Source organism: Bradyrhizobium sp. USDA 4473 (genome assembly GCF_054063335.1).
Window position 1 is genome coordinate 560,321 of the sequence record NZ_JBSSGE010000001.1, and the last position, 11,934, is coordinate 572,254.

Here is an 11,934-nt window from a genome sequence, read left to right on the forward strand (position 1 = left end):
TCATCCTTCGAGACGCGCTTCGCGCTCCTCCAGCGACAAAGGCGAAGCCTTTGCGCGGGGATGACGGAGATGGAGAGATGCGGCGACCTCACGCCGCCTCGCCGGCCCGTCGCCACGGCGGAAACGGATCGCGCAATCCTGCCCAGGCCTGCGGGTCCATGCCCGGTTTGCCGCTGACGAGGCAGGCGTCGAGACGACGGCGAATGTCGTCCTCGTTCATCCCGGAGCCGATGAAGACCAGCTCCTGGCGCCGATCGCCATAGAGCTCGTTCCAGCTTCGCTGCATCATCAGCTTCCAGTCCGGATGATCCGGCCAGCGCTCGCGCGGGATCGCCGCCCACCAGGAGCCGAGGCCTTCGGTGCGGACGATGGCGCCGGCCTGGCTCAGCTCGCCGCACCAGTCCGGGCGCGTCGCGATCCAGAAATGGCCCTTGGCGCGGATCACCCCGCCCCAGCTCTCGCGCAGGAAGCTGTGGAAGCGCACCGGATCGAACGGGCGCCGCGCGCGATAGACGAAGCTCGTGACGCCGTATTGCTCCGTCTCCGGCACATGCTCGGCAAAGCCGTACAGCTCCTTGTGCCAGAGCGGATGCTGCTGCGCGCGCTCATAGGCGAAGCGGCCGGTATCGAGCACGCGGTCGAACGGCACCTGCGCGAAATTCGCCTCGACGAGGTCGGCCTCGGGATTGAGCGCGCGCACGATGGTGCGGGCGGCTTCGCGCTGCGCAGGCGTCGCGGCGTCGATCTTGTTCAGCACGACAACGTCGGCGAACTCGATCTGCTCGACCAGAAGGTCGACCAGCGTGCGCCGGTCGCCATCGAGCGCCTCGCCGCGCTGGCTGAGGAAATCGGTCGAGGCGTAGTCCTTCAGCAGATTGGCGGCGTCGACCACCGTGACCATGGTGTCGAGCCGCGCGACGTCGGACAGGCTCTCGCCGTCTTGATCGCGAAACTCGAAGGTCGCGGCGACCGGCAGCGGCTCGGAGATCCCGGTCGATTCGATCAGCAGATAGTCGAAGCGGCCGCTCTCGGCGAGCGCGCGCACCTCCTTCAGGAGATCGTCGCGCAGGGTGCAGCAGATGCAGCCATTGCTCATCTCGACCAGCTTCTCGTCAGTCCGCGACAGGTTCGCACCGCCATCGCGCACGAGGTCGGCGTCGATGTTCACCTCGCTCATGTCGTTCACAATTACCGCAACCTTCAGGCCGTGGCGGTTGTTCAGGACGTGGTTCAGCAAAGTGGTCTTTCCAGCCCCGAGGAAGCCGGACAAGATGGTGACGGGGAGTTTTTGCATCGAGATCAAACAGTTGCTGGAGGGATGGACGGCGGCGGGACATGCGGCATTCGCTTAATGTAATGTTATAACATAACATCAACAGCCGTAGCGCTTGTCAAGCGCCGAAGTGCGGCGCGCGATCAGCTTTGCCGTTGTCACAGATGCGTAGCCCGGATGGAGCGCAGCGCAATCCGGGGCCGCACGATCCGCCGATCGACCCGGATTGCGCTTCGCTCCATCCGGGCTACGGTTGCCCCTACTTCGCCAATCCGCGCAGCACGAGCTGGTTGATACGACCGGCGAACGCGGCGGGATCGTCGGGCATCTCGCCGTCGAGGATCTGCGCCTGCTCGAACAGCAGCAGCGACAGGTCCCTGGCCTGCGCGGTGTCGGTCGCGAGCGCCGCGACCAGCGGATGCCGCAGGTTGATCTCCAGCACCGGCTTGGTGATCGCGCCGCGATTCTGCTGGGCCAGCAGCCGCTCCAGCGCGCGGTCGCGTGCGTCGCCGCCGGCGACGAGGCACGATGCGCTCGCGGTCAGCCGCTGCGAGGCGCGGACATCGGATACGCGCTCGCCGAGCGCATCCTTGATCACCGCGATGGTGGTTGCGGCATCGGCCTCGGGCTGGTCCTTTTTCTCATCGGCCTTGTCGTCGACGAGCGGGATCAGGCCGAAGTCGATATCGCCCTGGCTCAGCGACTTCAGCGGCTTGCCGCCGAAATCGATCGGCGCCGAGGTCCAGAACGCATCGACCGGATCGGTCAGGAGCAGCACCTCGATGCCGCGGGCGCGCGCCGATTCCAGCTTCGGGTTCGACTTCAGCCGCTCGATGCTGTCGCCGACCAGATAGTAGATCTCGGTCTGGTTCGGCTTGAAGTCGTCGACAATTTGCTTCAGCGAGCGGTTCTCGCCCGAGGTCGTGGTGAAGCGCGCCAGCGCCAGCAGCTTCTCGCGGCGCTCGAAGTCTTCCCACAGTCCTTCCTTGATGACCGGGCCGAACGCGTCCCAGATCTTTGCAAACGTCTCCGGCTCCTTTTCGCCGAGCGTCTCGAGCTCGCCGACGACGCGACCGGTGACCGCTTTGCGGATCTGCGCGAGCTGCGGATTGTTCTGCAACATCTCGCGCGAGATGTTGAGCGGCAGGTCCTCGCTGTCGATCACGCCGCGGATGAAGCGCAAATAGGCCGGCAGCAGCTCGGCGTCGTCGGCGATGAAGACGCGGCGGACATAGAGCTTGACCTTGCCCTTGCGCTCGACCTGGAACAGGTCGAACGGCTTCTGCGACGGCGCGAACAGCAGCACGGCATAGGACTGCCGGCCCTCGGCGCGGTAATGCAGCGTCATCGCCGGCTCGTCGAAGGCGCCCGCGATCTGTTTGTAGGCCTGCGCATAGTCTTCCGGCTTGAGCTCGGATTTCGAGCGCTGCCACAGCGCGCTCGCCGAGTTGATCTGGCGCGGCTCGCCCTCCTCCGGCACCAGCAGGATCGGGAACTGGATGTTGTCGGAATATTCGCGGACGATGCGCTCGATCTCGTAAGCCTCGAGATATTTGGCGGCGTCCTTTTTCAGATGCAGCACGATCTCGGTGCCGCGCGCGACCCGCTTGGCCGCTTCCTCGCTGGCGGGGGCGATCTCGAACCCGCTGCCGCCTTCCGACGACCACACCCACACGTCATCGGAGCCGGCGCGGCGGCTGGTCACGACGATCTTCTCGGCGACCATGAACGCGGCATAGAAGCCGACGCCGAACTGGCCGATCAGATTGGCGCCGTCCTTGGCTTCGGTCAGCTTCGACAGGAACGATTTGGTGCCGGAGCGCGCGATGGTGCCGAGATTGTCGATCAGCTCGGCCCGCTCCATGCCGATGCCGGTATCGACCACGGAGAGCGTGTTGGCCGCCTTGTTCGGGATGATCCGGATCTCCGGCGGCGTGCCGTCGGTGATCAGGCCGGGATTGGCGATCGCCTCGTAGCGCAGCTTGTCGCAGGCATCCGACGCGTTCGAGATCAATTCGCGCAGGAAGATATCGGTCTCGGAATAGACCGAATGCACCATCAGGTGCAGCAATTCGGCAACCTCGGCTTGGAACGGCTGGGATTCGGCGGCGGCAGTGCTGGTCATGCGGAAACTCGGACAAACCTCAGGTGGCGGGAAAGCCCTGATATAGCGCGATCATGCCGGCTGGCAAGCCGAGCGCGGGGAACCGTCAGTCCGAGATCGCGGCGATATAGCGCTCGACCGAACGGTCGAACGCCGCCTTGGCATCGGCGGCGATATTCTTGCCCCACCAGGCGCCGTAGATCCGATCATACGCCAGCGGTTCGACCGCCCGCGCGATGCGGCGGACCGCCGACGCATTGAGCGGGATGTAGTTCGGATAGGAATACATGAAGCTGACCGAGCGGCGGTCCATCGCGACCATCGCGACATCGCCGGTGAGCAGCGCTCCGCGCCCGTCGGCGCCGTTGCGCCAATGCAGCATGGTGGCGCCGGCGAAATGTCCGCCGGCGCGCACCAGCAAAATATCGTCGGAGATGCGGTGGCTGTCGCCCTGCCACGGCACGATCGACCGATAGGGCCGCGTCACCCATTGCGCGTCGTCGCCGTGCAGATAGACCGGCGCATCGCCGAACGCCGCGCTCCAGTCGGCGACCGCGCCATAATAATGCGGATGCGAGATCGCGATCGCCTTCAGCCCGCCGAGCGATTTGACATGCGTGATCGCCTCGGCCGTGGCCAGCGGCACGCAGTCCCACATCACGCAGCCGCCGCGATCCGGCACCAGCAGCGCGCGCTGCCCGATCGCAAAGGACGGCTCGAGCGCCAGTCCAACGAGGCCGAGATCGTCGCGCCAGACCAGCCTATGCCGCTGCGCGAGCTCCTCGCGGGTCAGCCACGTCTGCCCTTTCCAGTTCACATATTGCCGCTCGTCTTCGCAGTTCGGGCAAGCCGGCGGCGGCGCCGCGGTTTCGGGAAATTGCGCGCCGCATTGTTCGCAGGTCCAAAGAGGCATGGTCGATCGTCTTTCGTATTGCTATTGCGAACGGTTCGAGGTCCAACCCTTGTATTCGGCGATGTTGTCGCGCGTCACGAGCTTTGACGGCAACAGCTCGACGGTCGAGGCAGGCTTCTGGCCGTTGAGCAGGCCGACGCCGATCTGCACGGCGCGGCGCGCCATGAAGAACGGATCCTGCGAGGAGGACGCCTGGATTTGCGGCGAGCCGGGATCCTTGAGCGCGGCCTCGATGTCGGGCGCGCCGTCGACCGCGGTGATGACGATGCCGCTGCGGTTCTGCTGGCGCGCCGCGAGGTCGGTACCGATCGCCTGCGGATCGTTGATGGCGAAGATGGCGTCGATCTTGGCAAAGCGGGTCAGATAGCCCTGCGCCACGGTGAGGCCGCCTTCGCGCGAGCCCTTGCCGTCCTGATCGCTCGACAGCACCTTGATGCCAGGGTTCTTGCCGAACACGTTCTTGCAACCGACGACGCGATCGATCACCGCGGAGACTTGCGGCCCGTTCTCGATGATCACGTCGCCCTTGCCGCCGAGCTTGTCGACGATGTACTGGCAGGAGATCTCGCCGGCCTGGACGTTGTTGGTGGTGACCGTGGCATCGGCGCCTTCGGCCGCGGTGTCGACGGCGACGACGATGATGCCGGCGGCCTGCGCCTTCTTGATCGCCGGCCCGACGGCCTTGGGATCGCCGGGGTTGAGCAGGATCAGATCGACGCCGGCGGCGATGAAATTGTCGATCTGGGTCACCTGCTTGCCGAGATCGTATTCGAATCCGACGGTGGTGATCTTGACGTTCGGATTGGTTTTCTTCGCCTCGAACTCGGCGCCCTTCGACAGCGCGACGAAGAACGGGTTGCCGAGCGAGCCCAGCGAGATGCCGATCGCCTTCAGCTCCTTGGCCGAGGACGGGACGGAACTCAAGACAAGCGCGACGGCGGCGCCGGCAAGCGAGATCGACTTCAACATTGGCTTCCTCCCTGGTCTGCTTGAAGCTCCGCCACGTCGACCAGTGATCGCGACGGACTGTTGTTGTGCCTCAGGTGCGCGCCGAGCCCTGCAACCGGTAGCGATCGAGCGCCACCGCGCCGATGATCACGAGGCCCTTGATGACATATTGCCAGACGTCGGAGACGCCGGTGAGGATCAACCCGTTCGACAGCACGGCGATGATCAGCGCGCCGACCAGCGTGCCCCAGATCGAGCCGATGCCGCCGACAAAGGAGGTGCCGCCGAGGATCACGGCGGTGATCGCGTCGAGCTCGTAGGACTGCCCGAGCTGCAGGCCGTTGGCGGCGTAGAGCCGCGCCGCCTGCATGGCGCCGCCGAGGCCGGCAAGCAGCCCCGACACGCCATAGACGAAGATCAGCACGGCCCAGACCTTGATGCCGGCCAGCCGCGCCGCGCTCTCGTTGCCGCCGACCGCGTAGATGTGCACGCCGAGCACGGTGCGGCGCAGCACCAGCCAGGAGACCAGGATCACGAGCAGCGCGATCACCCAGAGCCAGGGGATCGAGAGCACGCCGGGAATGAGCATCAGCGAACCGTTGCCGATGAAGGCGTAGGGAATCTCCGAATTGAACACCGTGGTGTCGGCACCCAGAAGGCGCGCCACGCCGCGCACCGCGGTGAGCGAGCCCAGCGTCACGATGAAGGGCGGCAGCCGCAGCAGCGCGATGAAACCGCCATTGAGGATGCCGAAGATTGCGCCCGTGAGCACCGCAGCCGGCAACCACAACGCGCCGAAATCGGGAAACTTGGAGATGATCAGCCCGGCCATCGCCGAAGCCGCCAGGATCGAGCCGACCGACAGATCGATGCCGCCGGTGAGGATCACGAAGGTCATGCCCGCCGCCAGCACGGTGTTGACGGCGGCCTGCTGCACCACGATGCCGAGATTCTGCGCGGTGAAGAAGCGCCCATCCGACAGCAGATGAAAGCCGATGCACAGCAGCACCAGCACCGGCAGCATGCCGGCCGAACGGATCAGCAGCCGCGTGCGCTGACGCCGCGTCTCCTGCGCAGCGACGAGGCCGACCGCGGCGGTGGCCTTTGCGGAAGCCCCGTCATCAGGCATCGAGCTGCTCCATTCCGGTTGCGAGCGCCATGATCTGCTCCTGGTCGAGCGGCGCTGCCGTCGTCCGCTTGATCTCGCCGGCAAGCAGCCCGGCGCGCATCACGATGACGCGGTCGCAGATGCCGATGATCTCGGGCAAATCGGATGAGATCACCAGCACCGCGGTGCCCGCCTTGGCAAGGTTGTCGATGATCGAATAGATCTCGGACTTGGCGCCGACATCGACGCCGCGCGTCGGCTCGTCGAGGATCAAGACCTTTGGCGTCGTCGCAAGCAGGCGCGACAGCAGCACCTTCTGCTGGTTGCCGCCGGAGAGGCCACCGGCCGCAACGCGGATATCCGCGGCGCGGATGCCTAACGCAGCGAATGCCTTGCTGGCGCGGTCGCGCGCCTTGTCGCGATCCAGGATGGCGCCGAGCCTGGCATCGCGGCCCAGCACCGCGAGATTGATGTTGTCGAGACAGGACATGTCCAGGAACAGGCCGAGCGCCTTCCGGTCCTCGGTGAGGTAGGCAATGCCCGCCTCGAGCGCCTCGCCGGGGTTGCGGATGTCGACCGCGCGTCCCTCGATCTCGACATGGCCGGCGGTCTTTGCCGCCGCGCCGATGATCAGATGCGCAAGCTCGGTGCGGCCGGCGCCGACCAGTCCGGCGAGGCCGACGACCTCGCCGGCATGCACGGTCAGCGAGCAACCCTTGACGCGCCGTCCGTCGGCGAGGTCGACGGCCGCGAGCATGGGCGCGCCGTGCATCGCGCGCGGATCATGCTCCTTCTTGTAGAAGGACGAGACGTCGCGTCCCACCATCAGGCGGACGATGGTGTCGGCGCGGATCTCCGGCTTGTCGAGCGAACCGACCAGCGTGCCGTCACGGAGCACCGTGACGCGGTCGCCGAGCGCATAGACCTCATCCATGCGGTGCGAGATGTAGATGATGGCAAGGCCCTCGGCGCGGAGCCGACGGATCAGGCCGAACAGCCGCTCGCTCTCGCCGGCCGACAGCGCCGTGGTCGGCTCGTCCATGATCAGGATTTTCGAGCGGGCGTGCAGCGCGCGGGCGATCTCGACCAGCTGGCGCTGGCCCATCGACAGACCGGCCACCAGCGTCGACGGCGCGAAGTCCGCGCCGAGCCGTTCGAGGATCGGGCCGACGCCGGCCTCCATCGCCTCGCGCGCCAGCATCCCGAAGCGCGAGACCTCGCGGCCGAGATAGATGTTCTGCGCCACGCTGAGATTGGGCGCGAGCGACAGCTCCTGATAGATGATCGAGATGCCCGCCGCGCGGCCGGCATGCGGGCCGTTGAAGCTCACGGGCTTGCCCTCGATGCGGATCTCGCCGCCCGGATCGGGCCGGTAGGCGCCCGACAGGATCTTCATCAGCGTCGATTTGCCGGCGCCGTTCTCGCCCATCAAAGCGTGGATTTCGCCGGGATAGACCGTGAGGTCGACGCCGCGCAATGCCTTGATGCTGAAGAAAGACTTGGAGACCCGGCGCATCTCGAGGATCGGGTCGCTCATCCTGCCTCCCCACTGCCGACGACGTTGCGCCGCACCCGCAAGTTGTGTTCATTCCTCGCGCGCGTCGGCACATTAAACAAAAGGCCGCTGCGTAGGGCAATACCTTCCGATGATCACAAGGCTGGAATCGGATTCGTTTGCGGAACCCGAGTTGCGCTGCTGCCGTTCAGCGTCTCAGTGTTGTGGCCGATACAGGCTGCGCCATTTCGGCAGCCGTTCCGCATAGGCCTGTGCGAGCGCGCGGTCGGGCTCGAACGTCTCGACGCGGGCCGGCGCCGTGCAGACGGCCTCGATCGCCTCGCCGCTGACGGCAAGGCGTCCGAGCCGCGCGGCGCCGAACGCGGCCCCGGTTTCGCCATCGGCAAAGCGATGCACCGGAATGTCGAGGACGTTGGCGAGCACCGCAAGCCAGAACCGCGAGCGCGAGCCGCCGCCGATGGCATCGACTGCGGTGATCGCCACGCCGCTATCGGCAAGCACGTCGAGGCAATCCGCCAACGCGAAAGCGACGCCTTCGAGCACCGCCTGCACGATCGCGTCGCGATCGGTGCCATGGCTGAGGCCCTCGAGCATGCCGCGCACATCGGGATCGTCATGCGGCGTGCGCTCGCCGGACAGATAGGGCAGGAAGCTGACCGGCGACGGCGCCGTCGGCTGCGCCCCGAGCGGCGCCAGCAGTTCGGCTTCGGGAGTCCGCAGCAACCGCGCGATCCAGGCCAGGCACGACGCTGCCGAGAGGATCGCGCCGGCCTGGATCCACATCCCGGGAACGGCATGACAGAAGGTGTGCACGGCGCGCTCGGGGTTGGCGGCGATCGTACCGGTCGGCGCCAGCAGCGCGCCGGAGGTTCCGAGCGAAACGAAGGCTGCGCCCTGGCCGATCGCGCCGATGCCGATCGCGCCCGCCGGATTGTCGCCGGCGCCGCCGGCGATCATCGGCCGCCTGGTCATGCCCCAGCGCTGCGCGAGTTCGCTCGACAACCGCGCTGACGGCGCGCAGCCCTCGACGAGACGCGGCATATGCCGGCGCGACAGGCCGGTCGCGTCGAGCGCCGCATCCGACCAGTCCCGCCGCGCCGCATCGAGCCACAGCGTGCCCGAGGCGTCCGAGATATCCTCGATCGCCTCGCCGGTCAGCACCAGGCGCAGATAGGCCTTCGGCAGCAGCACCAGCCGGGTGGCCGCGAAGACCTCCGGTTCGTGTTTGGCGACCCACAACAGCTTGGGCGCGGTGAAGCCCGGCATCGCCTTGTTGCCGGTGGTCGCGCGCAGCGCCGGCCAGCGCCGCTCCAGCTCACCGCATTCCGCGGCCGAGCGCCCGTCGTTCCAGAGAATGCATGGCCGCAACGGCTTCCAATTCGCGTCCAGCAGCGTCGCGCCGTGCATCTGGCCGGACAGGCCGATGCCGTCGACCGCAGCCAGCTCGGCCGGATGATCCGCCTTCAGGGCGTCGAGCGTCACGAACGCGGCGTCGACCCACTGCGCCGGATCCTGCTCGCTATGGCCCGGATACGGCGAGGCCACAGTCAGCGATTGACTGCGGCTCGCCACCACGCGCTGGCCTGCGTCGACCAGCACGGTCTTGACCGCCGAGGTACCGAGATCGATCCCGAGATACATGACGCCTCGTGTCTACGCGATCCGGGTGAGGGCTGCTTCCGCAAGGCGACTCGTGGAGAGACCCCCACCCCAGCCCTCCCCCGCAAGCGGGAGAGCGAGCCTGACGACCGTGCTCACCTCACGTCGTGCGATCACGGCTGGGCGAAGGCCTGCTGCACCGCCTTGGGATCGGTGATGCCGTTGGCGATCAGGAGTTCGAGCAGGACGCGCGCCTTCTGCGGATTGAGATCGAGCGAGACCGCAAAGCCGAGCTTGTCGTCCTCGACCTCGACGTTGCGGTTGACATAGCCCGAGCCGACGCGGGTCGAACGCACCACGACGACGCCCTGCTTTGCCGCCGCCGCCAGCGCATCGATTGCGCCCTTCGACGAATTGCCGTCGCCGACGCCGGCCAGCACGATGCCCTTGGCGCCGCGCTTGACCGCATCCTCGACCTCGGCGGCGTCCATGTTGGCGTGCGAGTAGATGATGTCGACCCGGGGCAGCGGCGGTGCGTCCGGCAGCTTCAGCTTGGCGCCGTTGGCTGGGGCCGCCGCCAGGAAGCGCAGCGAGCCGGTGTCGACGTAACCGACCGGCCCGGCATCGGGCGAGCGGAACGTCTGGACGCTGGTCGTATTGGTCTTCTGCACCCAGCGCGCCCCGTGGATGGTGTCGTTGAGCACCACGAGCACGCCGCGGCCGCGGGATTCCGGCGCCGATGCAACCCGCATCGCGTCGTAAAGATTGGCCGGCCCGTCGGCGCCGATCGCGGTCGACGGCCGCATCGAGCCGACCAGCACCACCGGCATGTCGGTGTCGAGCACGTTTTGCAGGAAGAACGCGGTCTCCTCCATCGTGTCGGTGCCGTGGGTGATGACGATGCCGTCGACTTCCTTGTTGTCGATGGCGGCGCGGATGCGCCTGACGAGGTCGAACCAGACCTTGTCGTTCATGTCCTGCGATCCGATCGAGGAGATCTGCTCGGCCGAGATCTGGGCGAGCTGGTCGATGCCCGGAATCGCCGCGATCAGGTTTGCCGCACTGACCTTGCCCGAATCGTAGGCATTGCCGGCACGCGCGTTGGCCTGGCCCGCGATGGTGCCGCCGGTGCCGAGCACGAGCACCTTGGCCAGTGTGCTGCCGCCGGGCGACTGCTGTGCGATAGCCGACGACGCAAGCCCGATTATGAGGGCTGCGGCGAGCCCGAAGATCGTGCGTCCGGAGCGGGTCGATCGAAGCGAGTACTGCTGCATCATTTCTTCCCTCAGTGACAAGCTATCTACCCACAACTCATGGTTTTGTCGCGTAAGAAATGGACAAACTTGCGGCGGAAACGCCGGCGGCAATATTTCCCGCCGATCCCGCGTGGGTCGCGTCATCAGGCGAGTGCCGCGGTTTTTCGGCGCCTGCCCGAAATCTCGACAGCGCCGGAATGACGTCACACATTTTTCGGTTATTGTTCGAATTTACGGGCCCATGTATCTGGCGGGAAACGCGTGTGGTCCGCATTCTCGACGGCACATCCGAGATCATGCGCCAGATCATCGCCCGCAACGCGTTCGGCAATCGGGAACGGCGGAACGCGCCGATCTAGCCGACAATCTTACGCTGTATGCCGCAGCAATAGCGCTTGTGTTCCGATCCCGCTGCCTTACTGTTTTTGCGGGACGAGATTCTTGTTTGACGCGTTCTCCTTGCGCGAACCTGTATCCACTTCGCGCGCAAACGCTCTTGGAGACGATCGTGGCTTCGGGGACGACGCTCAAGCTCAAGCAACAACGCAGCCGCGACCGGCGCGAGCAGATCCTGTCGGCGGCGACCAGGCTGTTCGGCCAGAGGGGCATCGACGGCACCTCGCTCACCGACATCGCCGCGGCGGCCAAGGTGCCGCTCTCCAGCCTCTACGACTATTTCGAGGACAAGCGCGCGCTGGTCCTCGATGTGCCCGAGGGCAATTTCGAAGCGCTCTATCAGAAGACCGAGCCGCTGCTGCTCAAGGGTGGCGATCCGGTCGAGCAGCTTCGCATCATCTTCCTGACCAACTTCCAATACATCAAGGACAATCCGGGCTGGGGCCGCGTGTTCTTCCTGGAGATCTGGCCAAGCGTGCTTGCCGCCGAGCCCCGGATCAAGAAAGCGGTCGACAAATACGCGCTGCGCTATGTGCAGCTGATCAGGCAGGCGAGCCGCGCCGGCATCTATCGCCGCAATCTCGATCCCTACACTGCGATGTCGCTGATGATGGGCGGCATGTGCCACCTCACCGCGGTGTGGCTGCTCTATGGCCGCAAATATGATCTGGTGAAGAAGGGCCGGACGCTGTTCACCACGCTGCATAACGGGTTCGTGCAGCACTAGCTGCGAACGATTTGATCCAAATTCAGCGTTGTTTGTCCCGCGGTTGAGACGATCCTTTCCCGGAAAACCGATACACAGCCGTCGAAATCCTGTT

General features: G+C 66.0%; 10 protein-coding genes. 2 read left to right on the top strand and 8 right to left on the bottom strand.

Annotated features, from left to right (window positions below; translation table 11 throughout):
* Positions 1-88: 88 nt before the first annotated feature.
* The 8 genes from zigA to ACVW17_RS02725 all read right to left on the bottom strand — a co-directional run bounded on the left by zigA (position 89) and on the right by ACVW17_RS02725 (position 10,735).
* Positions 89-1,294: a zinc metallochaperone GTPase ZigA gene (gene zigA / locus ACVW17_RS02690; RefSeq protein WP_456750339.1), complete on the bottom strand. Its 1,206-nt coding sequence runs from the start codon at positions 1,292-1,294 to the stop codon at positions 89-91.
* A gap of 238 nt (positions 1,295-1,532) precedes the next feature.
* Entirely contained in the window at positions 1,533-3,398 is a 1,866-nt protein-coding gene (htpG, locus tag ACVW17_RS02695; protein WP_456796757.1) for a molecular chaperone HtpG, read from the bottom strand.
* A gap of 85 nt (positions 3,399-3,483) precedes the next feature.
* Positions 3,484-4,290: an MBL fold metallo-hydrolase gene (locus tag ACVW17_RS02700; protein ID WP_456796758.1), complete on the bottom strand. Its 807-nt coding sequence runs from the start codon at positions 4,288-4,290 to the stop codon at positions 3,484-3,486.
* A 21-nt stretch (positions 4,291-4,311) separates the two neighbouring features.
* Positions 4,312-5,259, bottom strand: coding sequence for an ABC transporter substrate-binding protein (locus ACVW17_RS02705; RefSeq protein ID WP_456750342.1), 948 nt, complete (start codon positions 5,257-5,259; stop codon positions 4,312-4,314).
* Between the two features lie 70 nt (positions 5,260-5,329).
* Positions 5,330-6,367, bottom strand: a complete 1,038-nt coding sequence (locus ACVW17_RS02710; protein WP_456796759.1) for an ABC transporter permease subunit — start codon at positions 6,365-6,367, stop codon at positions 5,330-5,332.
* On the bottom strand, positions 6,360-7,883 hold the full coding sequence (locus ACVW17_RS02715) for a sugar ABC transporter ATP-binding protein (protein WP_456750344.1): 1,524 nt from the start codon (positions 7,881-7,883) through the stop codon (positions 6,360-6,362). The genes ACVW17_RS02710 and ACVW17_RS02715 overlap by 8 nt, the downstream gene beginning before the upstream one ends.
* A gap of 174 nt (positions 7,884-8,057) precedes the next feature.
* A complete protein-coding gene (gene xylB, locus ACVW17_RS02720) occupies positions 8,058-9,503 on the bottom strand; it encodes a xylulokinase (RefSeq protein WP_456796760.1) in 1,446 nt (481 codons plus the stop codon).
* Positions 9,504-9,634: 131 nt separating this feature from the next.
* On the bottom strand, positions 9,635-10,735 hold the full coding sequence (locus tag ACVW17_RS02725; protein WP_456796761.1) for an asparaginase: 1,101 nt from the start codon (positions 10,733-10,735) through the stop codon (positions 9,635-9,637).
* A 59-nt stretch (positions 10,736-10,794) separates the two neighbouring features.
* Here ACVW17_RS02725 and ACVW17_RS02730 point away from each other — a divergent pair, with 59 nt between their 5' ends.
* Positions 10,795-11,076 (top strand): acyl-CoA dehydrogenase family protein, encoded by a 282-nt coding sequence (locus ACVW17_RS02730; RefSeq protein ID WP_456796762.1) that lies wholly within the window; start codon positions 10,795-10,797, stop codon positions 11,074-11,076.
* A gap of 149 nt (positions 11,077-11,225) precedes the next feature.
* On the top strand, positions 11,226-11,840 hold the full coding sequence (locus ACVW17_RS02735; protein ID WP_456750347.1) for a TetR/AcrR family transcriptional regulator: 615 nt from the start codon (positions 11,226-11,228) through the stop codon (positions 11,838-11,840).
* Positions 11,841-11,934: the final 94 nt, after the last annotated feature.

Coding starts and splice junctions, on each gene's coding strand:
- zigA (WP_456750339.1), bottom strand. CDS start 1,294: ATGCAAAAACTCCCCGTCACCATCTTGTCCGGCTTCCTCGGGGCTGGA.
- htpG (WP_456796757.1), bottom strand. CDS start 3,398: ATGACCAGCACTGCCGCCGCCGAATCCCAGCCGTTCCAAGCCGAGGTT.
- ACVW17_RS02700 (WP_456796758.1), bottom strand. CDS start 4,290: ATGCCTCTTTGGACCTGCGAACAATGCGGCGCGCAATTTCCCGAAACC.
- ACVW17_RS02705 (WP_456750342.1), bottom strand. CDS start 5,259: ATGTTGAAGTCGATCTCGCTTGCCGGCGCCGCCGTCGCGCTTGTCTTG.
- ACVW17_RS02710 (WP_456796759.1), bottom strand. CDS start 6,367: ATGCCTGATGACGGGGCTTCCGCAAAGGCCACCGCCGCGGTCGGCCTC.
- ACVW17_RS02715 (WP_456750344.1), bottom strand. CDS start 7,883: ATGAGCGACCCGATCCTCGAGATGCGCCGGGTCTCCAAGTCTTTCTTC.
- xylB (WP_456796760.1), bottom strand. CDS start 9,503: ATGTATCTCGGGATCGATCTCGGTACCTCGGCGGTCAAGACCGTGCTG.
- ACVW17_RS02725 (WP_456796761.1), bottom strand. CDS start 10,735: ATGCAGCAGTACTCGCTTCGATCGACCCGCTCCGGACGCACGATCTTC.
- ACVW17_RS02730 (WP_456796762.1), top strand. CDS start 10,795: ATGGACAAACTTGCGGCGGAAACGCCGGCGGCAATATTTCCCGCCGAT.